This is a genomic window from Agromyces sp. NPDC029043 (assembly GCF_055564615.1).
Genome location: NZ_JBVHVX010000018.1, coordinates 48,627 through 72,087, shown reverse-complemented (window position 1 = coordinate 72,087; position 23,461 = coordinate 48,627). Strand labels below are relative to the sequence as shown.

At 71.8% G+C, this 23,461-nt stretch carries 26 protein-coding genes; 13 read left to right on the top strand and 13 right to left on the bottom strand.

Going from position 1 to position 23,461, the window contains the following annotated elements; genetic code table 11:
* Positions 1-48: 48 nt before the first annotated feature.
* Both ACZ4TW_RS18695 and ligD read left to right on the top strand, forming a co-directional pair.
* Positions 49-327: a DUF2277 domain-containing protein gene (locus ACZ4TW_RS18695; protein WP_465545163.1), complete on the top strand. Its 279-nt coding sequence runs from the start codon at positions 49-51 to the stop codon at positions 325-327.
* A 37-nt stretch (positions 328-364) separates the two neighbouring features.
* A complete protein-coding gene (gene ligD / locus ACZ4TW_RS18690) occupies positions 365-1,393 on the top strand; it encodes a non-homologous end-joining DNA ligase (protein WP_465545161.1) in 1,029 nt (342 codons plus the stop codon).
* Between the two features lie 6 nt (positions 1,394-1,399).
* Here ligD and ACZ4TW_RS18685 read toward each other — a convergent pair whose 3' ends face one another.
* Both ACZ4TW_RS18685 and ACZ4TW_RS18680 read right to left on the bottom strand, forming a co-directional pair.
* Complete coding sequence (locus ACZ4TW_RS18685) at positions 1,400-2,050, bottom strand: GTP pyrophosphokinase (RefSeq protein WP_465545256.1); 651 nt, start codon at positions 2,048-2,050, stop codon at positions 1,400-1,402.
* 193 nt (positions 2,051-2,243) lie between these two features.
* Entirely contained in the window at positions 2,244-2,657 is a 414-nt protein-coding gene (locus ACZ4TW_RS18680) for a YchJ family protein (RefSeq protein ID WP_465545159.1), read from the bottom strand.
* A gap of 171 nt (positions 2,658-2,828) precedes the next feature.
* Here ACZ4TW_RS18680 and ACZ4TW_RS18675 point away from each other — a divergent pair, with 171 nt between their 5' ends.
* Positions 2,829-3,680 carry an aggregation-promoting factor C-terminal-like domain-containing protein gene (locus tag ACZ4TW_RS18675; RefSeq protein ID WP_465545157.1) on the top strand — a complete coding sequence of 284 codons (852 nt, stop codon included), beginning with the start codon at positions 2,829-2,831 and terminating at the stop codon, positions 3,678-3,680.
* 51 nt (positions 3,681-3,731) lie between these two features.
* On the opposite strand, the gene ACZ4TW_RS18670 is transcribed toward ACZ4TW_RS18675, so the two are convergent.
* From ACZ4TW_RS18670 to idi, 9 genes are read right to left on the bottom strand one after another with little or no spacing between them, the layout of a single operon-like run.
* Positions 3,732-4,025: a GNAT family N-acetyltransferase gene (locus tag ACZ4TW_RS18670; RefSeq protein ID WP_465545155.1), complete on the bottom strand. Its 294-nt coding sequence runs from the start codon at positions 4,023-4,025 to the stop codon at positions 3,732-3,734.
* A 24-nt stretch (positions 4,026-4,049) separates the two neighbouring features.
* Positions 4,050-4,421: an RNA-binding S4 domain-containing protein gene (locus ACZ4TW_RS18665; RefSeq protein WP_465545153.1), complete on the bottom strand. Its 372-nt coding sequence runs from the start codon at positions 4,419-4,421 to the stop codon at positions 4,050-4,052.
* Positions 4,422-4,444: 23 nt separating this feature from the next.
* Positions 4,445-5,350: a prenyltransferase gene (locus ACZ4TW_RS18660; protein ID WP_465545151.1), complete on the bottom strand. Its 906-nt coding sequence runs from the start codon at positions 5,348-5,350 to the stop codon at positions 4,445-4,447.
* Complete coding sequence (locus ACZ4TW_RS18655; protein ID WP_465545149.1) at positions 5,347-5,688, bottom strand: lycopene cyclase domain-containing protein; 342 nt, start codon at positions 5,686-5,688, stop codon at positions 5,347-5,349. Before ACZ4TW_RS18655 ends, ACZ4TW_RS18660 begins: the two co-directional genes overlap by 4 nt.
* Entirely contained in the window at positions 5,685-6,071 is a 387-nt protein-coding gene (locus ACZ4TW_RS18650) for a lycopene cyclase domain-containing protein (RefSeq protein WP_465545147.1), read from the bottom strand. The genes ACZ4TW_RS18655 and ACZ4TW_RS18650 overlap by 4 nt, the downstream gene beginning before the upstream one ends.
* Positions 6,068-7,699, bottom strand: coding sequence for a phytoene desaturase family protein (crtI, locus tag ACZ4TW_RS18645; protein ID WP_465545145.1), 1,632 nt, complete (start codon positions 7,697-7,699; stop codon positions 6,068-6,070). The genes ACZ4TW_RS18650 and crtI overlap by 4 nt, the downstream gene beginning before the upstream one ends.
* Positions 7,696-8,601, bottom strand: a complete 906-nt coding sequence (locus ACZ4TW_RS18640; protein WP_465545143.1) for a phytoene/squalene synthase family protein — start codon at positions 8,599-8,601, stop codon at positions 7,696-7,698. The genes crtI and ACZ4TW_RS18640 overlap by 4 nt, the downstream gene beginning before the upstream one ends.
* Positions 8,598-9,644 carry a polyprenyl synthetase family protein gene (locus tag ACZ4TW_RS18635; RefSeq protein ID WP_465545141.1) on the bottom strand — a complete coding sequence of 349 codons (1,047 nt, stop codon included), beginning with the start codon at positions 9,642-9,644 and terminating at the stop codon, positions 8,598-8,600. Before ACZ4TW_RS18635 ends, ACZ4TW_RS18640 begins: the two co-directional genes overlap by 4 nt.
* Entirely contained in the window at positions 9,637-10,179 is a 543-nt protein-coding gene (gene idi / locus ACZ4TW_RS18630; protein WP_465545139.1) for an isopentenyl-diphosphate Delta-isomerase, read from the bottom strand. The genes ACZ4TW_RS18635 and idi overlap by 8 nt, the downstream gene beginning before the upstream one ends.
* 136 nt (positions 10,180-10,315) lie before the next feature.
* Here idi and ACZ4TW_RS18625 point away from each other — a divergent pair, with 136 nt between their 5' ends.
* From ACZ4TW_RS18625 to ACZ4TW_RS18605, 5 genes are all read left to right on the top strand, one after another.
* Positions 10,316-10,783, top strand: a complete 468-nt coding sequence (locus ACZ4TW_RS18625; protein ID WP_465545137.1) for an NUDIX domain-containing protein — start codon at positions 10,316-10,318, stop codon at positions 10,781-10,783.
* A gap of 9 nt (positions 10,784-10,792) precedes the next feature.
* A complete protein-coding gene (locus ACZ4TW_RS18620; RefSeq protein ID WP_465545135.1) occupies positions 10,793-11,413 on the top strand; it encodes a CDP-alcohol phosphatidyltransferase family protein in 621 nt (206 codons plus the stop codon).
* 2 nt (positions 11,414-11,415) lie between these two features.
* Positions 11,416-11,931 carry an FHA domain-containing protein gene (locus ACZ4TW_RS18615; RefSeq protein WP_465545133.1) on the top strand — a complete coding sequence of 172 codons (516 nt, stop codon included), beginning with the start codon at positions 11,416-11,418 and terminating at the stop codon, positions 11,929-11,931.
* Complete coding sequence (gene ftsR / locus ACZ4TW_RS18610; RefSeq protein WP_465545131.1) at positions 11,928-12,620, top strand: transcriptional regulator FtsR; 693 nt, start codon at positions 11,928-11,930, stop codon at positions 12,618-12,620. Before ACZ4TW_RS18615 ends, ftsR begins: the two co-directional genes overlap by 4 nt.
* Before the next feature lie 122 nt (positions 12,621-12,742).
* Positions 12,743-13,297, top strand: coding sequence for a MerR family transcriptional regulator (locus ACZ4TW_RS18605; RefSeq protein WP_465545129.1), 555 nt, complete (start codon positions 12,743-12,745; stop codon positions 13,295-13,297).
* An 80-nt stretch (positions 13,298-13,377) separates the two neighbouring features.
* On the opposite strand, the gene ACZ4TW_RS18600 is transcribed toward ACZ4TW_RS18605, so the two are convergent.
* The gene (locus ACZ4TW_RS18600; RefSeq protein WP_465545127.1) at positions 13,378-14,220 is read right to left on the bottom strand and encodes a ParA family protein; all 843 of its coding nucleotides are present in this window, start codon (positions 14,218-14,220) and stop codon (positions 13,378-13,380) included.
* A 79-nt stretch (positions 14,221-14,299) separates the two neighbouring features.
* Between ACZ4TW_RS18600 and ACZ4TW_RS18595 the strand changes: the two genes are divergently transcribed.
* The 3 genes from ACZ4TW_RS18595 to def all read left to right on the top strand — a co-directional run bounded on the left by ACZ4TW_RS18595 (position 14,300) and on the right by def (position 19,682).
* Entirely contained in the window at positions 14,300-17,704 is a 3,405-nt protein-coding gene (locus ACZ4TW_RS18595) for a pyruvate carboxylase (RefSeq protein WP_465545125.1), read from the top strand.
* A gap of 38 nt (positions 17,705-17,742) precedes the next feature.
* On the top strand, positions 17,743-19,122 hold the full coding sequence (locus ACZ4TW_RS18590) for a MinD/ParA family ATP-binding protein (RefSeq protein WP_465545123.1): 1,380 nt from the start codon (positions 17,743-17,745) through the stop codon (positions 19,120-19,122).
* A 68-nt stretch (positions 19,123-19,190) separates the two neighbouring features.
* The gene (gene def / locus ACZ4TW_RS18585) at positions 19,191-19,682 is read left to right on the top strand and encodes a peptide deformylase (RefSeq protein WP_465545121.1); all 492 of its coding nucleotides are present in this window, start codon (positions 19,191-19,193) and stop codon (positions 19,680-19,682) included.
* A 59-nt stretch (positions 19,683-19,741) separates the two neighbouring features.
* On the opposite strand, the gene ACZ4TW_RS18580 is transcribed toward def, so the two are convergent.
* The gene (locus ACZ4TW_RS18580) at positions 19,742-21,577 is read right to left on the bottom strand and encodes an AMP-dependent synthetase/ligase (RefSeq protein WP_465545119.1); all 1,836 of its coding nucleotides are present in this window, start codon (positions 21,575-21,577) and stop codon (positions 19,742-19,744) included.
* 143 nt (positions 21,578-21,720) lie between these two features.
* On the opposite strand from ACZ4TW_RS18580, the gene ACZ4TW_RS18575 reads away from it, so the two are divergent.
* Both ACZ4TW_RS18575 and ACZ4TW_RS18570 read left to right on the top strand, forming a co-directional pair.
* Positions 21,721-22,671 carry an ROK family glucokinase gene (locus ACZ4TW_RS18575; RefSeq protein ID WP_465545118.1) on the top strand — a complete coding sequence of 317 codons (951 nt, stop codon included), beginning with the start codon at positions 21,721-21,723 and terminating at the stop codon, positions 22,669-22,671.
* A gap of 52 nt (positions 22,672-22,723) precedes the next feature.
* Positions 22,724-23,413, top strand: a complete 690-nt coding sequence (locus tag ACZ4TW_RS18570; RefSeq protein ID WP_465545116.1) for a lysophospholipid acyltransferase family protein — start codon at positions 22,724-22,726, stop codon at positions 23,411-23,413.
* The last annotated feature ends 48 nt before the right edge of the window (positions 23,414-23,461 follow it).

Sequence of the window (23,461 nt, the reverse complement as noted above, 5' to 3'; positions counted from 1 at the left end):
CCCGAGTAGGTCCTCGACGGGGTCGGCGTGCGGGGTTAGGCTCCCGGCATGTGCAGGAACATCCACACCCTCCACAACTTCGAGCCCGCCGCCACAAGCGAGGAGGTCCGCGCCGCCGCGCTGCAGTACGTGCGCAAGATCAGCGGCTCCACGCACCCCTCGCAGGCCAACAGGGCCGCGTTCGACGATGCCGTCGAGGCGGTCGCCCACGTCACCCAGCACCTGCTCGACCACCTCGTCACCTCGGCGCCCCCGAAGGACCGGGAGGTCGAGGCCGCCAAGGCGCGCGCCCGAGCGGCCCAGCGATACGCCACGGCGAGCGCCTGACGCGGCGGCGTCGGCGGCGAGCGGTAGCGTCGTCCCCATGGCCGGCGACGCGGTGACCCTGCACATCCCCGGACCGGACGGCGAGCGCGCCGTGCGGATCTCGAGCCCGACGCGCGTGCTGTGGCCCGAGCCGGGCATCACGAAGGTCGAGCTCGCCGAGTACCTGGTGGCGGTCGGGCCCGCGTTCGTCGAGGCGAACGGCGGTCGGCCCGTCTCGCTCGAGCGCTTCCCCGAGGGGGTCGACGGCGAGCGCTTCTTCTCGAAGAACCCGCCGCGCGGAGCCCCGGAGTGGATGCGCGACGTCACGGTCGCGTACCCGAGCGGCCGGCGGCATCCGCAGCTCGTCATCGACGAGCCCGCCGGGGCGGCGTGGGCGGCGCAGATGAACACCGTCGTGTTCCACCCCTGGGCCTCGCGCGCCGAGGCGACCGACCTGCCCGACCAGTTGCGCGTCGACCTCGACCCGCAACCGGGCACCGGGTTCGCCGAGGCGGTCCCGGCCGCCCTCGCCCTACGCGAGCTCCTCGCCGAGGTCGGCCTCACCGGATTCGTGAAGACCTCGGGCAACCGGGGCATCCACGTCTTCGCACCGATCGAACCCGAGCACGAGTTCCTCGACGTACGGCATGCGGTCATCGCGCTCGCGCGTGAGCTCGAGCGCCGCATGCCCGACCGCGTCACGACCGCCTGGTGGAAGGAGGAGCGCGGCGAGCGCATCTTCCTCGACTTCAACCAGGCCAACCGCGACCGCACCATGGCGGGCGCGTACAGCCCGCGGCCGCTGCCGAACGCCGCCGTCTCATGTCCGCTCGAATGGGAGGAGCTCGAGCACGCCGATCCCGCCGAGCACACGATCCGCACGGTGCCGGCGCGGCTCGCCGAGCGCGGCGACCCCTGGGCGGGCATGCACGACGCGCCCGGTCGCATCGGCACGCTGCTCGAATGGTGGCAGCGCGACCTCGACGACGGCCTCACCGAGCTGCCGTTCCCGCCCGACTTCCCGAAGATGCCCGGCGAGCCGACGCGGGTGCAGCCGAGCCGGGCCAGGCGGCCCGAGGGGGAGTGACCCGGCTCAGGCCACGGTCGGTCCGGTGCGCGTGTGCCGCAGCTCGTGCGGGGCGCCGTGCACGGTGCGGTGCAGCCGCTCCATCCGGGCGTCGAGCTCGGCCGCCGTGCGGGCGGCATCCGTCAGCTGGTCGAGCAGCTCGCCCGGCACCTGGCGATCGTACTTGTAGTAGATCTTGTGCTCGAGGCTCGCCCAGAAATCCATCGCGATCGTGCGGATCTGCACCTCGATCGGCACCGGGTGGGCGCCCGTCGAGAGGAACACCGGCACCTCGACGATCAGGTGCAGGCTCTGGTAGCCGTTGGCCTTCGGCTCGGCGATGTAGTCCTTGATACGGATGACGCGGACGTCCTCCTGCGCGGTCAGCAGTTCGGCGATCCGGTACGCGTCCGAGACGAAGCTGCAGGTCACGCGGACGCCCGCGATGTCGGTCACGGTCTCGCGGATGGCCTCGAACGACGGCTCCACGCCCTTGCGCCGCATCTTGTCGACCACGCTGTCGAGACTCTTCAGGCGACTCGAGATGTGCTCGATGGGGTTGTAGGCGTGCGCCTGGCTGAACTCCTCGCGCAGGATCGACAGCTTGGTGATGACCTCGTCCATGCCGAACTTGTACCGCAGCATGAACCGCTCGGTCTCATCGCGCAGCGCACGCATCTCGTCGAGCGTCTGCCCGTCGATGGTGTCGAGCGTGCGCTGGGCCCGGGCGGTCAGCATCGAGGGCGAAGGCGGCGGGGTACGGGCTGGCGGGGTTCCGTCGAGCGGCGTCACGGAGGCCACGCTACGGCGCGAACCTCGGGGTTCGCTCAGCGCCGGCGATGGGGCCGCCATGAAGCGGGGATGGCGAGTGTCACGCGATCGCGTCGACGTAGCGCCATCGGTCCTCCCGCACGAACCGGCTCGTCTCGCGCATCACCCCGCGTTCGCCCTCGGCGGCGTAGCGGGCGGCGAACTCGACGACGCCCTCGCGATCGAGCGGGCCGCCGCGCTCGGTGCGCACGATCTCGAGCGAGCGCCACTCGACCTGCGGGTCGAGTTCGAGAGTGTCGGGCCGGGTCGACGGATGCCACGTCGCGAGCAGGTACCCCGAGTCGCCGACCACGTACGCGGTGTACCGCGAGCGCATGAGCTGAATCGCGGTCGGGGCCGCCGTCGTCCCGGCGTGGAACGGCCCGCAGCACTCGCCGTACGCCGAGCCCGATCGGCACGGGCACCGGTCGGAAACGTCGAGCACGGGGAAGCCGGGGCGGTCGGGGCGGGCCATGCCGCCCAGTCTGGCAGGCGCGACGGACACGTTCTGCCCAGCGAAAGCCGAGGTTTCGTCCAGAAAAACAGGGCAGAGTAGGGGGCTTGTGTGCCGGGCGCCTCGTCCGAGCGCGTCCATGCCCCTGCTCGGAGGGCCCCCGACCCCCGGATCCGAGCCCCCCACGACGCTATGCAGATCGATACGCACGAGAACCAGCCCGCCCCCACCATCCCCACCACCTCCCGAACCGCAGACGCCACGCCGGCCGCGACCCGTCGCGCCCAGCGCCGACGTCGCGTCGGCCGCCGGCGCCTCGTCGTCGGCGCGGTCCTCGCGACCGGCCTCGTCGCCGGGACCGGCACGATGATGCAGTCGGCGATCGCCGCTCAGGAGCGCGTCGAGGCCACCGCCGCCATCACCCAAGCCGGCGGACGCTCCGCCGACCAGCTCGGCGCCTACGTCGGCATCGCCCAGGCGAAGACCCACTCCGAGGCCGAGGACACCTTGACCGTCGCGCACGACACGCTCGCCGCGGTCGAGGGCAAGGTCGACGCCGGCGAGCTCGCGTCATCCGTCGCCTCGCTCGGCGACTACGAGACCCTGCCGCTCGACGAGGTCCGTGCGCTCACCGCCGAGACCGAGACGCGCATCCAGCAGGCCGTCGACGCCGCCGCCGCCCACGACCAGGCGGTCGCCGAGCGGAACGCCGCGGAGGCCCGCGCTCGCGCCAACACGCCCGAAGGCGCGAAGCAGACCGCCCGGGAGATGGCCGCGTCGCAGTACGGATGGGGCGAGGGCGAGTTCCAGTGCCTCGTCAAGCTCTGGACCAAGGAGTCCGGCTGGAACTACCAGGCGACCAACCCCTCGAGCGGCGCGTACGGCATCGTCCAGGCCTGGCCCGCCGAGAAGCTCGCGAGCGCCGGTGCCGACTGGCAGACCAACGCCGCGACGCAGATCAAGTGGGGTCTCGACTACATCGCTCGTGGCTACGGGTCGCCGTGCGCCGCGTGGGGCCACTCGCAGTCGCTGAACTGGTACTGATCGCGACGTCCCATCCGTGAGGGCGGTCCGGGCTCCCCGCCCGGACCGCCCTCACGCCGTTCGGGGGTCGAGCAGGCCGCGTCGGTCGGGATGCCGGTCGAACCATTGCTCGACGTACCAGCAGCTCGGCACGATCCGCAGCTGCGTGCGCTGCTCGACGTCGTCGACGGCGTAGCGGACGAGCTCGGCCGCGAGCCCGCTGCCGCGGTAGGGCGGATTCGTGAACGTGCGCACGAACGCGACCGTGTCGCCGAGTTCGCGGTAGTCGAGCACGCTCGCGACCTGGCCGTCGAGTCGCACGACGTACCGGCGCAGTCCGGGCTCGTGGGCGAAGTCCTTCGTCACCGCTTCAGGCTACGCCCGGGAGGGTCAGCGACCGCGGAGGCGGTCGAGGTCGCGTCGCTCGCGCTTCGTGGGGCGGCCGGCACCGCGGTCCCTGACGGCGACCGTCGGCACGGCCTCGCGGGGCGGCGGCGGAGGCGTGCGGTCGTCGGCGGCGGTCGCCGCCACCTCGGCCGACACGCGCTTCACGATCGGCCGCCGCACGATGAGGATGCGATCGAATCCGTGCAGGCGCACCCGCACCTCGTCGCCCGGCCGGACCGGCATCGCCGCCTTCGCACGCTCGCCGTTCACGCGCACATGCCCGGCGCGGCACGCCGTGGTCGCGGCCGACCGCGTCTTGCACACGCGGACGGCCCAGAGCCACGCATCCACGCGCGCCGACTCGAGTTCCGCCATCCGGCAAGCCTACGCGGCCGCGATCACCGGACCAGCGCCCACCAGATCATGAGCATGGTGACCGCGAAGCCGACGAGGTAGTTGATCAGGATGAAGTGCCGCCAGCCGCGGTTCGACTCGCCCGACGCGGCATCCGTCACCGAACGGTACGGCCACGCGGCCCACAGGTAGGGCAGCACGAGCAGCGCCGCGAGCGGACCCGGCCACTCGGTCGCGAGCATGAGCAGGCCCGCGGCCGTCCAGAGTCCGAGCGCGAGCCGCACGGTCGCCGCAGCGCCGAACGCCGTGGCGACCGACGCGATGCCGGCCTCGCGATCGGGAACGACGTCCTGCACGGCGCCGAACGCATGGCTCGCCATGCCCCAGCAGAAGAAGGCGACCATGAGGGCCACGAGCGGCCACGTCGGCTCGGCGCCCGCCACCGCGAGACCGTACACCGCGGGGCTCACGAAGTGCGTGCTCGAGGTGATCGAGTCGATCAGCGGTCGTTCCTTGAACCGCAGGCCCGGCACCGAGTACGCGAACACGGCGAACAGGCTGACCGCCAGCACCAGCCAGGACCAGGGCTCGCCCGTGCCGGCGAGCCACAGCATCGCGACGAGGAGCGGCGTCGCGGTGACGATGCCGGCCCAGACGACGGTGCGGTGCAGGCTCGGATCCAGTAGCGCGCCCTCGGCACCGCCCTTGCGGGGGTTGCGGAGGTCGGATTCGTAGTCGAACACGTCGTTGATGCCGTACATCAGCAGGTTGTAGGGGATGAGGAAGAAGATCGTCCCGACGACCAGGAGCGCGTCGACCTCGCCGGTGGTGAGCAGGTACGGCGCCGCGAAGGGGAACGCCGTGTTGATCCAGCTGATCGGCCGTGAGGAGAGCAGCACCTGGCCGACGCGGTGGCCGAGGCCGCGATCGCGCGTGCGGGCGGCGCTCATCCGGGCGCTCCCGCGGTGTCGTCGCGACGCGGTGGCCACCGGCGCAGCGCGAGCGCCCAGACGGCCGGCAGCAGCAGGACGCCCGCGAGCGGGTACAGGAAGTCCTCGACGGGCGCGAGTCCCACCGTCCAGCCGACGCGGTGGGCGTCGTCGTAGGCGACGATGCCCGTGGCGATGATGACGGAGTCGAAGACCGCCGTCAGGACGATGAGCACGGCTGCGGCGACGATCGTCGAGATCCGTCGCCGGCGGGCGGCGCCCGACTCGCGCGGTCGCATCGCCCAGGCGAGCAGGGCCGCTGCCGCGAGGAACGGCAGGCTCATCAGCAGGTAGGTCATGCGGTCCCTTCGCCGTCGCGAGGGGCAGCCCCGCCGGTGCCGGATGCCGCGTCGACGCGGCGCGCGTCGCGGGCACGCAGCATCCGCTCGATGCCGAGCACCAGCACGAGCGTGAGGTAGCAGAGGAAGGCGAGGAAGACCGGCTCCTCCACCGGCAGCTCGGGCGCGAGCTCGATGCCGGTGACGATCTCGGACCGCCCGCGGAAGAACACGCCGAGCAGGATGCCCGCCGCATCCCACGCGAGGAAGAACGCCACGCCGACCGCGACCGTCACGGCCGCGGCGACCGGGGCGCGCCAGAAGACCAGCCGCCAGCGGGCGTCGATGAGCACCATGCAGCCGATCGCGACGAGGAGCCCCGCGAGGTAGGCGAACCCCGTCATGCGTGCGCCGGGTCGGAGCCCGCGCCGGCGCCCGGCGCGGCCGTCTCGAGGGCACCGGATGCCGCGGGCTCGGCGACCGGTCCCGACGAACGGTCGCCGCGCACGCGCTTGAGCACGTTCTCGGCGCTGATCAGGCACATCGGCAACCCGATGCCGGGCACGGACGACCCTCCGGCGTAGTAGAGCCCGTCGACGCGACGCGACCGGTTCGTGCCGCGCAGGAACGCGCTCTGCCGCAGGGTGTGCGCCGGGCCGAGCGCGCCGCCCTGCCACGAGTTGAGGTCCTCGGCGAAGTCCGCGGGGCCGACCGTGCGCCGCACGACGATCCGCTCGGCGAGGTCGGGCAGGCCCGACGCCTCGGCGATGCGGGCGATCGCCCGGTCGGCGGTCTCCTCGACCAGTCGGTCGCCCGTGCCGTCGATCCCACCGCGCCCGATGGCCGCATCGGCCGGCACCGGCACGAGGACGAACAGGTTGGTGTCGCCCTCGGGGGCGACGGTCGGGTCGGTCGCGCTGGGCATGCACACGTAGAACGACGCCGGATCGGGCACGTGCGGATCGGCGCCGAAGATGGCGCCGAAGTTCCGCGACCAGTCCTCGGTGAAGAAGAGCGAGTGGTGCTCGAGCCCGGGTACGCGGCCGCGGATACCCAGCATCGCGAGCACCGCGCCCGGCCCGGACGTGCGGCGCCGCCACCATTCCTCCGGGTAGGTCTGGGCGGCACGCGGAAGCAGCTCCGTCTCGGTGTGGTGCAGGTCGGCGGCGGAGACGATCCGGTGCGCCGGTGCGACCACGCTGCGCCCGGTCGCGTCGCGGAAGCGGGCGCCGGCGACGGCGGGCCGCGCGTCGCCCGACAGCTCGATGGCCTCGACGCGCGCGCCCGTCACGATGTCGACCCCCGCTCGCTCGGCGAGCGCGACGACCCGGTCGATGAGCGCCGCGAATCCGCCCTGCGGGTAGAACACGCCCTGTTCGAGGTCCATGTGGCTCATCAGGTGGTACATCGCCGGGGTCGAGTCCGGCGAGGAGCCGAGGAAGACGGCCGGATACCCGAGCACCTGCCGCAGTCGGCGGTCGCGCACTGCGTGCGCGGCGAAGCGGTCGAGCGGCGTCGTGAGCAGCTTCGCCAGCCGCCCGGCCTGCCGGAGGACCTCGCCGGACAGCAGGTTCCGGGGGTCGTCGAAGTTCGTGTAGAGGAACCGCCGGCGGGCGATGTCGTAGGCGGATGCCGCGGAGTCGAGGTAGCCGCCGAGCGCTGCGCCCGCACCGGGCTCGATCGACTCGAACAGGGCGACGTTGCCCTCGCGCGTGGGCATGATGTCCAGGGGCTCGTCGTAGCCGTCGGCGTACACGCGGTATCCCGGGTCGAGTCGGACCAGGTCGAGCTGCTCCTCGGTGCTCGTGCCGAGGAGACGGAAGAAGTGATCGAAGACCTCGGGCATGAGGTACCACGACGGTCCGGTGTCGAACCGGAATCCGTGATGCTCCCATCGGCCGGCGCGGCCGCCGAGCTCGTCGCGCGCCTCGAGCAGGGTGACCCGGTGCCCGTCACGGGCCAGCAGCGCCGAGGCGGCCAGGCCGGCGATGCCGCCGCCGATCACGACGATCCGCTCCGATTCGCCGATCATCGCCGGCCCCCTCCCGTGCCGAGCGCCGACCGGACCGCGATGGCGATCTTCTCGCCGTCGGGCACGCGGATGCGGGTCGCGATGATCTCCGATGCCGGCGTCGCCCGGCACCGCGCCGTGAGGCTCGCGAAGAGCCCGTGGGCCGCCGAGACCGCGGCGCGCGCGCGACGCGGCAGCTCGGGCAGCGAGCGCCGCGCGATCTCGAGATCGCGATCGATGTCATCCAGGATCGCCGTCTTGTCGTGATCGGTGAACGCCTCAGGGTCGATCCCCGGGAAGTAGTTGCGGCCGAGCGTGCGCCAGTCGACCGCGAGGTCGCGGAGGAAGTTGATCTTCTGGAAGGCCGCGCCGAGGTGGATGGCGCCGCGCTCGAGTCGCGCGCGGCGCGCGTCGTCGACCGGTTCACCGGTCTGCGCGGCCTCGCCCGTGAGGAAGACCGCGAGGCACATGAGGCCCACCACCTCGGCGGAGCCGTGGATGTACGGGCCGATCTCATCGGCGGCGAACGGGGCCGGGTCGAGGTCACGACGCATCGACGCGAAGAAGGGCCGCGTCAGCTCGGTGCCGAACCCCGCCTCCCGGGCGACGGCGGCGAACGCGTGGACGACCAGGTTCCCCGAGTAGCCCCACGCCAGCGCCCGCTCGGTGTCGGCCTCGAGCCCGTCGAGGACCTCGCGTTGCTGCTCCAGGCTCAGTCCCGCTTCCGCCGCGGCGCCGTCGACGATCTCGTCGGCGATCCGCACCAGGGCGTAGATCGAGCGCACGCGGCGACGCGAGTCGGCATCGAGCAGCTTCGCCGCCGCGCCGAACGACGTGGAGTAGTGCGCGATCACGGTCGCGGAACCGGCCTCCGCGGCATCCGAATACCGCCCGAGGAGGCTGCGGTCGGGTCGCGCACTCATCGCACGCGCTCCGTCGCGCGCTGCGCGAACTCGCCCAGCTCGGCCCGCAGGGCCGCCGGAAGGTCGGCGGTGTCGAGCTCGTACCGGGCGAGCATCACGTGCTCGGCCGCGAGCGCCACGGCGGCATCGAGGGCGCCGCACCGCCGCAGCTCGTCGCGGATGGCCTCGGCGTGGTCGTCGTCGAGCGCGGGGTCGCCCAGGCGCGCCGAGATCGCGGGCCAGGACGAGGTCGTCGCCGCGTGCGCGATCAGCGCCGTGCGCTTGCCCTCGCGCAGGTCGGCCGAGGCGGACTTGCCCGTCACGAGCGGGTCGCCGAACACGCCCAGCACGTCGTCGGTGATCTGGAACGCGACGCCGACGAGCCGGCCGAACCGGCAGAGCGCCGCGACGGCCTCGTCGTCGGCGCCGGCCAGTACCGCGCCGGCCGCGAGGGGGGCTTCGAACGAGTACACGGCCGTCTTCTGCTCGAGCGTCGAGAGGACCGACTCGAGTTGCGGGGTCGTGCCGCGCAGCGACCCGACGACATCGGAGAGCTCGCCGGCCGCCGAGACGAACACCGCGTGGTCGAGGATGTCGAGCAGCGCCTCGCGACGCTCGTTCGAGACGGGCAGCATCGCGAGCTCGCGGTGTGCGCGGCTGAGCGCCAGGTCGCCCGCGAGGACCGCGGCCGTCTCGCCCCACACGGCGCTCGCGCGCTCGTCGGCTCCGTGCTCGATCGCTCGTGCGGCGAACCGTCCCGCGACGTTCGGCGCACCGCGACGCACCGTGTCGCGGTCGATGAGGTCGTCGTGGATGAGGAAGGCCGTGTGCAGCAGCTCGAACGCGAGCGCGACGCGCGTGACGAGGGCGCGGTCGTCGCCGCCGAAGCCGCGGTATGCCGACCAGACCAGCCTCGGCCGCACACGCTTGCCGCCCGCGCTCTGCTGCTCGATCGACTCCCACAGCGCCGTGTAGTGCCCGCCGTACTGTCCGGCGCGCGCCCGCGCCTCGGCGAAGAAGGCGCGCAGTCCGCCGTCGATCGCCGAGTCGAGCAGTTCAGGCACGGAACAGCTCCAGTTCCCTGGCCTGGAGCACGAGCCACGGGCTGAACGCCCACGGCGCGGCCTCGACCGCGGCCGCGAGCGAGGCCGGGTCGACCCAGCGGTGCTCGGCGACCTCGCGCGGGTTCGGGTCGGGCTCGCCCGAGGCGACCGCGATGTAGACGGGGCACACCTCGTTCTCCACGACGCCGCTCGCATCGGTCGCCCGGTACCGGAACAGCGGCAGGGCGAGCTCGACCGAGTCGAGGTCGAGCCCGAGCTCGTGCTCGGCGCGGCGGCGCACGGCGTGCAGCATCGGCTCGGCCGGCTTCGGGTGCCCGCAGAAGGAGTTCGTCCACACGCCCGGCCACGCCTGCTTGCCGAGTGCGCGGCGCGTCACGAGCACCTCGCCGATCGGGTTGACCACGTGGCACGAGAACGCCAGGTGCAGTGCGGTGTCGGGCCCGTGCGCCGCGCTCTTGGGGGCTCGCCCGATCGGCGTTCCCGACTCGTCGAGGAGGACCACCTCGTCTTCGACGGTCTCGGTCGTCTGCTGCATGGTGCCTCCCTCGTCACTGCGGGCGATGACGCGGTCCCGCGATCCGTGAACCCGAAGGTAGCAGCGGCGCGGGGCACCGGGAACAACCGAAAGTTGGACCGACGCGACGTGCTCGCGCGTGCGGCATGCTGGAACGATGACGGGCGAGAGCGGTGACGGCTGGGTGCACGGACCCGACGGCGCCCGGTACTGGGGACGCTACGGCGCAGCCGGGCTGCTCGTGGTCGAACCCGATGGCGCGGTGCTGCTCCAGCACCGCGCCACGTGGAGCCACTTCGGCGGCACGTGGGGCATCCCGGGCGGCGCGCGTCATCTCGGCGAGTCCGCGTACGACGCCGCAGTCCGCGAGGCGACGGAGGAGACGGGGATGCCCGCCGGGCTCGTCGCCGTCCGGTTCGAGAGCGTGCTCGACCTCGGCTACTGGTCGTACACGACCGTCGTGGCCGACGCCGCCGAGCGCTTCGAGCCGCGGCTGGCCGATCCCGAGAGCATCGCGCTGCGCTGGACAGACGCCGACGCGGTCCACGAGCTGCCGCTCCATCCGCGGTTCGCCGAGGCGTGGCCGGCGTTGCGCGCCCGACTCCGCGGCGGATCCGCTCGATAGGATCGACCCGTGGCCGGGGAGAACGCGGGGGTCTCGACGCGGATCTGGACGATCCCGAACGTGCTCAGCATGCTCCGCCTGCTGCTCGTGCCCGTCTTCCTCGTCCTCGTGATCGCCGGGGCGTACGTCACCGCGCTCATCGTGCTCATCGCGGCCAGCCTGACCGACCTGCTCGACGGCTACCTCGCCCGGCGCTTCGACCAGGTGACGCGACTGGGGCAACTGCTCGACCCCGCCGCCGACCGGCTCTACATCTTCGCCGCCCTCATCGGACTGGCCGCGAACGAGCTCGTGCCGTGGTGGATCGTCATCGTGATCGTCGCGCGCGATGCCCTGATCGTGGTGCTCGGCGTGGTGCTCGCCAACCACGGCTACGGCCCGCTTCCGGTGCACCAGCTCGGCAAGGCCGCCACGTTCGCGCTGTTCACCGGACTGCCCGTGATCATGCTCGGCCTCGCGTTCCCGGCGGTGCAGCCGGTGAGCGAGCCGTTCGGCTGGGCGGTCACGCTGTGGGGTGCGTTCCTCTACTGGTGGGCCGGTGTCATCTACGCGATCGAGACCGCCCGTGTCGTGCGTGTCTCGCGGGTGTCGCCCCCACCGGCATCCGATACGCTGGAGCAGGGAGGTTAGCAGTGGCGGATTCCGACATGAACCAGGCCGGTGCGAGCGACGAGGAGCGTGAGCCTTCGACGCAGACCTCCGCCCACGTGGTGAACCACGCGAACGACACGACGATGGGCTTCAGCCGCGAGGCGGCGGCCCAGCTGAGCGCGCTCGACAGCGACATCTCGGCGGCCGAGCAGGAGGCGATCGCCGCGCTCCCGTCCGGGTCGGCGCTGCTCATCGTGCGTCGTGGTCCGAACGCGGGCGCCCGGTTCCTGCTCGACACCGATGTCACGACCGTCGGCCGCCATCCCGATGCCGACATCTTCCTCGACGACGTCACCGTCTCGCGCAAGCACGCCGAGTTCGTGCGGCACCGCACGGCGTTCGAGGTGCGCGACCTCAACTCGCTGAACGGCACCTACTTCGACGGCGTGCGGATCGAGACCGCGCTGCTGAGCGACGGCGCCGAGGTCCAGATCGGCAAGTACCGCCTGACCTTCTACGCCTCACGGCGCGACCTCTCACCGGCGGGCACCGGGTGACCGAGGGCGCCGCGACGCGGCGTCCCGCGCACGCCCCGCCGCTGCTCGGCATCGGTCAGGTCCTCGCGAAGCTCCAACCGGAGTTCCCGGAACTGACCCCGTCGAAGCTGCGGTTCCTCGAAGAACAGGGCCTCGTCACGCCGTCGCGCACGGCCGCGGGCTATCGCAAGTTCGCGCCGTCCGATGTCGAGCGGCTGCACGTCGTGCTCGCCATGCAGCGCGATCACTACCTGCCGCTCAAGGTCATCCGCGCGCACCTCGACGCGATCGACGCCGGGGGCACGCCCGCACTGCCCGGCGCGGTGAGCGCCGCCGCCGTGCAGGCGACGGCGAACCGCTTCTCGCGCGACGAGCTGGTTCGCGAGGCGGGTGCGACGGCGGCCCTGCTCGATGAGGCGATCGCGGCGTCGGTCATCCGCCCGGCCGAGGTCTACGGCACCGACGCGCTCGACGCCCTCCGGGCGCTCGCGGCGCTCCGTTCCGTAGGGATCGAGCCTCGCCACCTCCGCGGCCTTCGCGCCGCGGCCGAGCGCGAGGCCGCGCTCATCGGCCAGGCCATCGCGCCCGAACGACGACCCGACCCGGCCGGCCGGGCCCGCAGCGCCGAGCGCGCTCGCGAGCTCGCCGAGCACCTCGCGATCGTGCACGCGAGCGTGCTCCAGCGCGCGCTCGACGGACTCTCGCGCTGACCACGCGCATCGGCCCGCGACACGCCGTGACGTTCGGCCCGATGTCCTCGACTCGGGTCGCGAGCGTGGGTAGCGTGGGACCCGCGCCGTCGAGGCGCCGACGAGAGGTGAGGGGCGATCGGATGAGCGAGCTCGATCGGAGCGAACGCACGCGCTACGACCTCGGACTGCTCTTCACGGACGGGCTTCCCGAGCACGACGACGGCACGGGCTATCGCGGTGCCGTCGCGGCTCGGGCCGCCGGCATCAGCTACCGCCAGCTCGACTACTGGGCCCGCACGCAACTCGTGGAGCCCACCGTGCGGGGCGCGGCCGGGTCGGGATCGCAGCGACTCTACGGCTTCCGCGACATCCTCGTGCTGAAGCTCGTGAAGCGGCTGCTCGACACCGGTATCTCGCTGCAGCAGATCCGCGTGGCCGTCACCCAGCTCCGCGAATCGGGCATCGACGACCTCGCCCAGACCACGCTCATGAGCGACGGCGCGAGCGTGTACCTCTGCACCTCCGACGACGAGGTGATCGACCTCGTCAACCGCGGCCAGGGCGTCTTCGGCATCGCCGTTGGCAAGGTGCTGCGCGAGGTCGAGTCGACGCTCGTCGAGCTCGACACGCAGTCGGCCGAGCAGGTCGATGAGCTCGCGGTGCGCCGGAGCCGGTCGACCCGCAAGATCTCCTGACCGACCGGAGCCCGCGCGACATCCGCTCGCCCGTCGACGATGTCGACATGACGTCATGTGACGCCGGTTGACGCCAACCGTCAGCGCGCGGAGGCGTCGATCTCGAGGCGGTTGCCCGGACCCGGCGCGTAGTCGCCGATGCGGGCCGTGCGGAGCACGCGCTCGAGCAGCTGGTCGAAGTGGTTCGACATCTCCTCGGCGCTCTCGCCCGGCCACATGTGCAGGGGCTTCGCGGCGCCCTGCGCCTGCTGGAGCGACGTGCGCTCGGGGAGCTGGGGGGAGAGCACGAGCGGACCGAACATGTCGCGCAGCTCCTTGATGCGGAACTGGTGCTCGAGGGACTGCACCCGCGCGCGGTTCACGATGATGCCGAGCGGCTGCAGCCTGGGGGAGAGGCCACGGCGGATCTCCTCGATCGCGCGCAGGGCACGGTCGGCGGCGGCCACCGAGAACAGGCCCGGCTCGGTCACGACGGCGACGCGGTCGCTCGCGGCCCACGCGGTGCGCGTGAGCGCGTTGAGCGAGGGCGCGCAGTCGATGAGCACGAGCTCGTAGTCGGCCTCGACGTTGGCGAGCGCCTCTTCCAGCTTCCAGATGTCGCGGATCGACGGGTGCGGACCGTCGTAGTTGATGGCCGACGGGCTGCCGATCATGACGTCGATGGTCGACTGCGGGTTCGACCGCGCCCACCCGCTCGGCGCGATCGCCGAGCGGACGATCTTCTCCTTGGGCGACGCGAGCACGTCGGCGACGTTGAGGTGGCCGGCGACATGGATGTCCATACCCGTCGACACGTCGGACTGGGGGTCGAGGTCGACCACGAGCGTGCGCACGCCGCGCGCGAACGCAGCCGACGCCAGTCCGAGGGTGACGGTCGTCTTGCCGACGCCGCCCTTCAGGGAACTGACCGAAAGAACGTGCACGAGCGAATACGTTACCGTTACTCGGAAGGCGATACCTAAATGTTCGCTGTGCGGAAGTCCCCCGTCCGGAAAGGCCTGCATGTTCTCGAAGATCCTGGTCGCCAATCGCGGTGAGATCGCCATCCGGGCGTTCCGCGCCGCCGTCGAGCTCGGTGCGAAGACCGTCGCCGTCTTCCCGTACGAAGACCGCAACTCGCTGCACCGCCTGAAGGCCGACGAGGCGTACCAGATCGGCGAGCCGGGGCATCCGGTTCGCGCCTACCTCGACGTCTCCGAGATCATCCGGGTCGCGAAGGAGTCGGGTGCCGACGCGATCTACCCCGGCTACGGCTTCCTCTCCGAGAACCCCGAGCTCGCGCAGGCGGCCGCCGACGCGGGCATCACCTTCATCGGCCCGCCCACGCGCGTGCTCGAGATGGCGGGCAACAAGGTCACCGCCAAGGAGCAGGCCATCGCCGCGGGCGTGCCGGTGCTGAAGTCGACCGAGCCCTCGCGCGACGTCGACGCGCTGCTCGCGCAGGCCGACGAGATCGGCTTCCCGATCTTCGCGAAGGCCGTCGCGGGCGGCGGCGGTCGCGGCATGCGTCGCGTCGACAAGCGCGACGACCTGCGCCGCGCCCTCGAGGAGGCGATGCGCGAGGCCGACAGCGCCTTCGGCGATCCCACGATGTTCCTCGAGCAGGCCGTCGTGCGCCCGCGTCACATCGAGGTCCAGGTGCTGGCGGATGCCACGGGCGAGACCGTGCACCTGTTCGAGCGCGACTGCTCGGTGCAGCGCCGCCACCAGAAGGTCGTCGAGATCGCGCCGGCCCCGAACCTGTCCGACGAGGTGCGTCACGCGCTCTACCGCGATGCGGTCGCGTTCGCGAGGTCGATCGGCTACGCGAACGCGGGAACCGTGGAGTTCCTGCTCGACACCGCTGGCGAGCGCGCCGGCCAGCACGTGTTCATCGAGATGAATCCGCGCATCCAGGTCGAGCACACGGTGACCGAGGAGGTCACCGACGTCGACCTCGTCGTCGCGCAGATGCGCATCGCCGCGGGGGAGACCCTCGCCGACCTCGGACTCACGCAGGACCGGATCCAGCTGCGCGGCGCCGCGCTGCAGTGCCGGATCACGACCGAGGACCCGACGGCGAACTTCCGCCCCGACACCGGCAAGATCACGACGTACCGCTCCCCGGGCGGCGCCGGTATCCGTCTCGACGGCGGCACGGTCAACCCCGGCGCGCAGATCAGCCCGCACTTCGACTCGATGCTCGCCAAGCTGATCTGCCGGGGCCGCGACTACCCGCAGGCGGTCACGCGCGCCAAGCGCGCCCTCGCCGAGTTCCGCATCCGCGGCGTGTCCACGAACATCCCGTTCCTGCAGGCCGTGCTCGACGACCCCGCATTCATCGCGGGCGACCTCAGCACGTCGTTCATCGACGAGCGCCCGCAGCTGATGCGCGGCCGCGTGTCGAAGGACCGTGGAACGAAGATCCTGAACTGGCTGGCGGATGTCACGGTCAACCAGCCGAACGGCCCGGCGCCCACGAGCGTCGCTCCCGCCGAGAAGCTGCCCGAGCTCGACCTCGCGCAGCCGGCTCCGTCGGGTTCCCGTCAGCGCCTGCTCGAGCTCGGTCCGGCCGGGTTCGCTGCGGCGCTGCGGGCGCAGACGCCCCTGGCGGTGACCGAGACGACGTTCCGCGACGCCCACCAGTCGTTGCTGGCCACGCGCGTGCGCACGAAGGACCTCGTCGCCGTCGCACCGTACGTGGCTCGGATGACGCCCGAACTGCTCTCGGTCGAGGCATGGGGCGGCGCGACCTACGACGTCGCGCTGCGGTTCCTCGGCGAGGACCCGTGGGAGCGGCTCGCGGCACTGCGCGGCGCCCTGCCGAACGTCAACATCCAGATGCTGCTGCGCGGTCGCAACACGGTCGGCTACACGCCGTACCCGACGGAGGTGACCGACGCGTTCGTCCAGGAGGCGGCGGCGACCGGCGTCGACATCTTCCGCATCTTCGACGCGCTGAACGACGTGTCGCAGATGCGCCCCGCGATCGACGCGGTGCTCGCCACGGGCGGTTCCCTCGCCGAGGTCGCGGTCTGCTACACGGGCGACCTGCTCGACCCGGCCGAGGACCTCTACACGCTCGACTACTATCTGCGCCTCGCCGACGAGATCGCCTCAGCGGGGGCGCACATCCTCGCGATCAAGGACATGGCCGGCCTGCTGCGGCCGGCCGCGGCCGAACAGCTCGTCACGGCGCTGCGCGAGCGGTTCGACCTGCCGGTGCACCTCCACACGCACGACACCGCGGGCGGGCAGCTCGCGACGCTCCTGGCCGCCAGCCGCGCGGGCGTCGACGCGGTCGACGTGGCGAGCGCTCCCATGGCGGGTACCACGAGCCAGCCCTCGGCCTCGTCGCTGGTCGCCGCCCTCGCCCACACCGAGCGCGACACCGGCATCTCCCTCGACGCCGTCTCCGACCTCGAGCCGTACTGGGAGGCGGTCCGCCGCCTTTACCGCCCGTTCGAGTCCGGCCTGCCGGGCCCGACCGGACGGGTGTACCACCACGAGATCCCCGGCGGCCAGCTCTCGAACCTGCGACAGCAGGCGATCGCGCTCGGCCTCGCCGACGACTTCGAGCTCATCGAGGACATGTACGCCGCGGCGAACCGGATCCTCGGCCGCGTCCCGAAGGTCACGCCGTCGTCGAAGGTCGTCGGCGACCTGGCGCTGCACCTCGCGGCCGTGAAGGCCGATCCGGCCGACTTCGAGGCCAACCCCGAGAAGTACGACGTGCCCGACTCGGTCATCGGGTTCATGGCCGGTGAGCTCGGCGACCTGCCGGGCGGATGGCCCGAGCCGTTCCGCTCCAAGGTCCTCGCGGGCCGCGACGTGCGCGTAGGCGTCACCGAGCTGACCCATGCGCAGCGCCGTGGACTCGAACAGGCCGGCGCCGACCGCCAGGCGCTGTTGAACGCGCTGCTGTTCCCGGCGCCGACCCGGCAGTTCGAGCAGATCCGCGAGCTGTTCGGCGACCTCTCGGTCGTCGACACCGCCGACTACCTGTACGGCCTGCGACCGGGTTCCGAGCACGTGGTCGAGATCGCGAAGGGCGTGCGCCTGTACGCCGGCCTCGAGGCCATCGGCGAAGCCGACGACAAGGGCATGCGCACCGTCATGACGATCCTCAACGGCCAGCTCCGCCCCGTGTTCGTCCGAGACCGCAGCATCACCGTGGAGACGCGTGCTGCGGAGAAGGCCGACGCATCCCAGCCGGGCCAGATCGCCGCGCCGTTCTCGGGCGTGGTCACGCTGCAGGTCGAAGTGGGGGCCGAGGTCGCGGCCGGCCAGGCGGTCGCGTCGATCGAGGCGATGAAGATGGAGGCCGCGATCACGTCGCCCGTGGCGGGCGTCGTCGAGCGCGTCGCCATCCCGAAGACCCAGCAGGTGGAGGCGGGTGATCTGCTGGTCGTCGTGCGCTCGCGATAGACTCGTGAGCATTCCCGCACTGGTGAGGAGGGGAATCGGTGGCTGAACACGACGACGAGACCGGCCCCACCGCCCGACGCCCGCGCGCTCGCGGCACCGCCCGATCCGCCGCCGGCGACGCGCACACCGGCGATCCGGCAGAGCCGGCCGAGCCCGTCGACGTCCACGTCGCCCTGCCGCCCGCGCCGGCGCAGCGCATGCCCGACGACGAGGTGGCGGTGGCCATCGACGACATCGCGGTCGATCCGCACGACCTCGGCGCGGTCACGACGGGCACGACCTCGGTCGACGTGCTCTCACCGGCGCTGCCGCGCGGCTCGTCCCGCCACGGCGCCGCGCGCGAGGCCTCGCCGTACGGCGCCCTGCTCGCGGCCGACGCGTCGCGCCTGCGCCGCGAGCGGGTCACGACCGACACCGGCGCGCACGTCGCGATCGTCGAGGATGCCGACGCCGAGCTCCTTCCCGCGGAGCTTCCGGAGACGCCCGACTCGCTCACCGCCGACCGCCTGATCGACCTCAACCGCACCACGCGGCCGGCCCCGCAGGGCGGCTTCAACCGGTTCCTCTACGAGGCGACCCTCCACGTCGTGAACCTCGGCGACTCGGCCAAGGTGCGCGCGCACCGGGCCATGAACGAGCGCATCCGCCGACGCTTCGAGGGCGGCGCACGGTTCGTGCCGGTCCTCACGCGCAAGGGCGGCGTCGGCAAGACGACCATCACTGCGCTGCTCGGCATGGCGCTGGCCGATGCCCGCGACGATCGGGTGATCGCCATCGACGCCAATCCCGACCGCGGCACGCTCGCGGAGCGCGTCGACCGGCAGACTCGCGAGACGGTCCGCGACGTGGTCGCGAAGGCGTCCTCGATCGGCGGGTACACCGACTTCTCCAAGTTCGTCTCACGCGACGAGACGCGGCTCGACATCCTCGCCTCCGACACCGACCCGACGCTCTCCGAGGCGTTCGACGCCGACGACTACAACGTGGTCGCCGGTCTCGCCGCCCGGTACTACTCGCTCGTGCTCACCGACTGCGGCACGGGCATCGTGCACTCGGTCATGCGCGCCACGCTTCAGCGCGCCGACGCGATCGTGATCGTGTCCGGAGGCAGCGTCGACGAGGCGCGGCTCGCGAGCGAGACGCTGACCTGGCTCGAGGCCAACGGCTACGGCGAGCTCGTCCGCAACGCCGTCGTCGCGATCAACCTGGCCACGCAGGGCACCCATCTCGTCAAGGTCGACGAGATCGAGGCGCACTTCCAGTCGCGCGTGCGCGAGATCGTGCGGATCCCGTACGACCCGCAGCTCGCCGCGGGCTCCGTGGTGCACTGGGAGGACCTGCGTCCCGTGACCCAGCACGCGGCACGCGAGCTCGCCGCCCTGGTCGTGGAAGGCCTTCCCGTCGAGCGCGGACACTGACCCCCCCTGGCCCCCTCGATCGGGGCCCGACCCCGCCCGTCGCGCACGGGCCTGAACACGGAGCACCATTGCCGGAACGACCCATCCGCCTGTTCGGCGACCCCGTCCTGAAGACCGTCTCCGCACCCGTCGATCACGTCGACGACCGGGTGCGCTCCCTCGTCGACGACCTCGTCGACAGCGTGCGCCTTCCGGGTCGCGCCGGCGTGGCCGCACCCCAGATCGGCGTGAACCTCCGGGTGTTCAGCTACAACGTCGACGGCGAGGTGGGTTACATCATCAATCCCGAGCTCGTCGAGGTCACGGGCCAGCCCGAGCTCGTCGACGAGGGCTGCCTGTCGGTGCCGGGCCTGTGGCACAAGACGCCTCGCCATCCGTTCGCGCGCGTGCGCGGAATCGACCTCGACGGCAACGTGGTGGAGCTGGCCGGCGAGGGGCTCATGGCCCAGGCGCTGCAGCACGAGACCGACCACCTCGACGGCATCCTCTACCTCGACCGCCTCGAGAAGGACGAGCGTCGGGCGGCCATGCGCGCGGTGCGCGAGTCGGACTGGTTCTGATCGCGACGACAACGAACGGCCCCGCGACATCCGCGGGGCCGTTCGTCGTCTCGCGGAGATCAGTGGACGATGGAGTGGCCCTCGGTGGCCGGCGCACCCGAGTACATGCCCTCGATGTCGGCGGCGAAGTCCTCGAGGATGACGTTGCGCTTGATGCTCATCTTCGGCGTGAGGTGGCCGCTCGCCTCGGTGAACTCGATCGGCAGGATCGTGAACTTGCGAATGGACTCGGCGCGCGAGACGTTCTCGTTCGCGGCGTCGATCGCGCGCTGCACCTCGGCCAGCACGGCCGGGTTCTTCGCCGCCTCGGCGACGCTCATGCCGGCATCCTCGCCGTGGTTGTTGAGCCACACCGGCAGCATCTCGGGGTCGAGCGTGACGAGCGCCGAGATGAACGGCTTCTGGTCGCCGACGACCACCACCTGGCCCACGAGCGGGTTCGCGCGGATCGGATCCTCGAGCGCGGCCGGGGCGACGTTCTTCCCGCCCGCCGTGACGATGATCTCCTTCTTGCGGCCCGTGATGGTGAGGAAGCCGTCGGCGTCGAACGAGCCGAGGTCGCCGGTCTTGAACCAGTCGCCGTCGAACACGGCGGCCGTGGCGTCGGGGTTCTTCCAGTACTCCTTGAAGACGTTGATCCCCTTGACCTCGATCTCGCCGTCGTCGGCGAGGCGGACCGAGACGCCGGGCAGCGCCGGGCCGACCGTGCCGATCTTCGACTTCGTGACCAGGTTCACCGTCGCCGGCGCGGTGGTCTCGGTGAGGCCGTAGCCCTCGAGGATGGTGATGCCGAGCGCGTGGTAGAAGTGGCCGAGGCGCGGACCGAGCGGGGCCGAGCCCGACACGGCGTACTTCACGTTGCCGCCCATCGCGGCGCGGAGCTTGGAGAAGACCAGCCGGTCGAACAGGCGGAACTTGAGCTTCAGCCCGAGCGGGATCTTCTCGCCGCTCTCGAGCGCGGTCGAGTACGCGACGGCCGTCTCGGCCGCGGCGTGGAAGATCTTGCCCTTGCCGCCGGCCTCCGCCTTCTGCTCGGAGACGTTGTACACCTTCTCGAACACGCGCGGAACCGCGAGGAGGAAGGTGGGCTTGAAGCTGCCGAGGCTCGGCAGGAGCTGCTTGGTGTCGGGCTGGTGACCGACCCGCACGCCGGCGTGTACGCAGAGGACGGAGATGAACCGGGCGAAGACGTGCGCGGTCGTGATGAACAGCAGCGTCGAGGCGCCGTCGGGGTCGAGCACGACCTCCTCGAGCGCGACCGCGGAGTTGCGCGAGAGCTCGACGAAGTTCGCGTGCGTGAGCACACAGCCCTTGGGCTTGCCGGTCGAGCCGGAGGTGTAGATGAGCGTGGCGATGTCGCTGCCGACCGCGAGGTTGCGGCGGCGCTCGATCTCGTCGTCGGGCACGTCGGCGCCGGCAGCGACGAGCTTGTCGAGGTCGCCGAGGTCGATCTGCCAGACACTGCGGACGGCGGGAAGGTCGGGATGCACCTCGTCGAAGCGCGCGAAGTGGTCGGCGGTCTCGAGGATGACGGCGACCGCCCCCGAGTCGCCGAGGTTCCAGCGGACCTGCGCGGGAGAACTCGTCTCGTAGATCGGCACCAGCACGGCGCCGGCGAACCACGTGGCGAAGTCGATCAGCGTCCACTCGTAGCGCGTCTTGCACATCAGGCCGATCTTGTCGCCGGGCTGGATGCCGGCTGCGACGAGGCCCTTGGCGAGGCGGACGACCTGCTGGTGGAACTCGCGGGTGGTGACCGGGCTCCAACCGCCGTCTGCGGTGGGAAGGGAGAAGAGCACCGAGTCGGGCGTCGCCCTCACCCGCTCGACCAGCAGGTCGGTGGTGTTGGCGTCGGGGTCGGCGGGGACCAGGGGTGCTGTGGCGAATTCGGTCACGGTAGCTCCTTCGGCACCGGGAGGAACGCACGCGCTTCGGGGCCGCGCGAAACCTCGGCATTGGGGTTGACTACACTCTAATCGGTTCCGCCCGGCGAGACCCCGGCGTTCATACCCCCCACCACCCGGCGAAAGGCTTCGACGTGCACGCGATCGGCATCGACATCGGCGGCACGAAGATCGCCGGAGCTGTGGTCGACGAGCTCGGCGCCATCGTGCGCGCCGAGCGGGTCCCCACGCCTGCAGGGGATGCCGCGGCGCTCGAGGATGCCGTGGTGGCGATGATCCGCACGCTGTCCGACGGCGAGCCGGTCGCCGCCGTCGGCGTGGCCGCCGCCGGCTTCATCGATGCCGCGCAGTCCACCGTCTACTACGCGCCGAACATCGACTGGCGCAACGAGCCGTTCCGCGAGAAGCTCGAGGCCCGCGTCGGCGGCACCGTCGTCGTCGAGAACGACGCGAACGCGGCCGGCTGGGCCGAGTTCCGCTTCGGCGCGGGCCGCATGGTGAGCGACATGGTGATGCTCACCATCGGCACGGGCGTCGGCGGCGCGATCGTCGCGGGCGACCGGCTGTTCCGCGGCGGCTTCGGCGCGGGTGCCGAACTCGGTCACCTGCGGGTGGTGCCGAACGGCATCGCGTGCGGGTGCGGCCAGCACGGCTGCCTCGAGCAGTACGGCTCGGGCCGGGCGCTCATGCGCATGGCCGGCGAGATCGCCGATGCGGGCGGCATCGGCCTGTCGCTCGCCCGGGCCCGCGAGGAGCACGGGACGCTCGACGGCGCGATCGTGGGCGGCCTGATCGCCGCAGAGGACCCGGGCGCGCTCGCCGCACTCCGCCAGCTCGGACACTGGCTCGGCCAGGCCTCGGCGAGCCTGTCGGCGGTGCTCGACCCGCAGCGGTTCGTCTTCGGAGGCGGTGTAGCGGTCGCGGGCGAGCTCCTGCTCGCGCCCATCCGGGAATCGTTCCTCGAACACCTCCCGGCGCGCGGGTACCATCCCGAGCCCGACTTCGTGATCGCCGAGCTCGTCAACGACGCCGGCGTGGTCGGCGCGGCCGACCTCGCGCGTCTCTGGGTCGAGGAACACGCCTGACGGGTCGCGGGCTAGGCTGGCTGCCGGGCGGACGGCGAGACGGAGGACTCCGGTGTTCTACTGGATCATGAAGCACATCGTGGTGGGCCCGATCCTCCTCTCGATCTTCCGCCCGTGGGTCGTCGGCCTCGAACGCGTGCCCAAGGACGGGCCCGTCATCCTGGCGTCCAACCACCTGTCGTTCATCGACTCGATCTTCCTGCCGCTCGTGGTCGACCGCCCCGTCGTCTTCCTTGCCAAGAGCGAGTACTTCACGGGCCGGGGCCTCAAGGGGTGGGCGACGAAGATGTTCTTCCAGGCCGCCGGGCAGCTGCCGATCGACCGCTCGGGCGGCAAGGCGTCCGAGGCCTCCCTCAACACCGGACTGCGGGTCCTGCGCGAGGGCCGGATCCTCGGCATCTACCCGGAGGGCACACGCAGTCCCGACGGCCGGCTCTACCGCGGTCGCACCGGTGTCGCGCGCATGGTGCTCGAGGCCGGCGTGCCCGTCGTCCCGGTCGCCATGATCGGAACGGCCGAGGTCATGCCGATCGGCACGCGACTGCCGAAGGTGCGTCGCGTCGGCATCGTCTTCGGCGAGGCGCTCGACTTCAGCCGGTTCCACGGCATGGAGGGCGACCGGTTCGTCCTGCGATCGGTGACCGACGAGCTCGTGTACGACCTCCGTGCGCTCAGCGAGCAGCGCTACGTCGACGTCTACGCCAGCACCGTCCGGGAGCAACGCGCCCCGCAGTCGCGGTAGGCTGGCGGGTACGGCGTCGCGGCGTGCGGCGCCCGTTTCCTTTCGCGC

Bases quoted from the DNA above. Each gene is read 5' to 3' on its own strand.
- ACZ4TW_RS18695 (WP_465545163.1), top strand. From the start codon at position 49: ATGTGCAGGAACATCCACACCCTCCACAACTTCGAGCCCGCCGCCACA.
- ligD (WP_465545161.1), top strand. From the start codon at position 365: ATGGCCGGCGACGCGGTGACCCTGCACATCCCCGGACCGGACGGCGAG.
- ACZ4TW_RS18685 (WP_465545256.1), bottom strand. From the start codon at position 2,050: ATGCGTGCGCTGCGCGATGAGACCGAGCGGTTCATGCTGCGGTACAAG.
- ACZ4TW_RS18680 (WP_465545159.1), bottom strand. From the start codon at position 2,657: ATGGCCCGCCCCGACCGCCCCGGCTTCCCCGTGCTCGACGTTTCCGAC.
- ACZ4TW_RS18675 (WP_465545157.1), top strand. From the start codon at position 2,829: ATGCAGATCGATACGCACGAGAACCAGCCCGCCCCCACCATCCCCACC.
- ACZ4TW_RS18665 (WP_465545153.1), bottom strand. From the start codon at position 4,421: ATGGCGGAACTCGAGTCGGCGCGCGTGGATGCGTGGCTCTGGGCCGTC.
- ACZ4TW_RS18660 (WP_465545151.1), bottom strand. From the start codon at position 5,350: ATGAGCGCCGCCCGCACGCGCGATCGCGGCCTCGGCCACCGCGTCGGC.
- ACZ4TW_RS18655 (WP_465545149.1), bottom strand. From the start codon at position 5,688: ATGACCTACCTGCTGATGAGCCTGCCGTTCCTCGCGGCAGCGGCCCTG.
- ACZ4TW_RS18650 (WP_465545147.1), bottom strand. From the start codon at position 6,071: ATGACGGGGTTCGCCTACCTCGCGGGGCTCCTCGTCGCGATCGGCTGC.
- crtI (WP_465545145.1), bottom strand. From the start codon at position 7,699: ATGATCGGCGAATCGGAGCGGATCGTCGTGATCGGCGGCGGCATCGCC.
- ACZ4TW_RS18640 (WP_465545143.1), bottom strand. From the start codon at position 8,601: ATGAGTGCGCGACCCGACCGCAGCCTCCTCGGGCGGTATTCGGATGCC.
- idi (WP_465545139.1), bottom strand. From the start codon at position 10,179: ATGCAGCAGACGACCGAGACCGTCGAAGACGAGGTGGTCCTCCTCGAC.
- ACZ4TW_RS18625 (WP_465545137.1), top strand. From the start codon at position 10,316: ATGACGGGCGAGAGCGGTGACGGCTGGGTGCACGGACCCGACGGCGCC.
- ACZ4TW_RS18605 (WP_465545129.1), top strand. From the start codon at position 12,743: ATGAGCGAGCTCGATCGGAGCGAACGCACGCGCTACGACCTCGGACTG.
- ACZ4TW_RS18595 (WP_465545125.1), top strand. From the start codon at position 14,300: ATGTTCTCGAAGATCCTGGTCGCCAATCGCGGTGAGATCGCCATCCGG.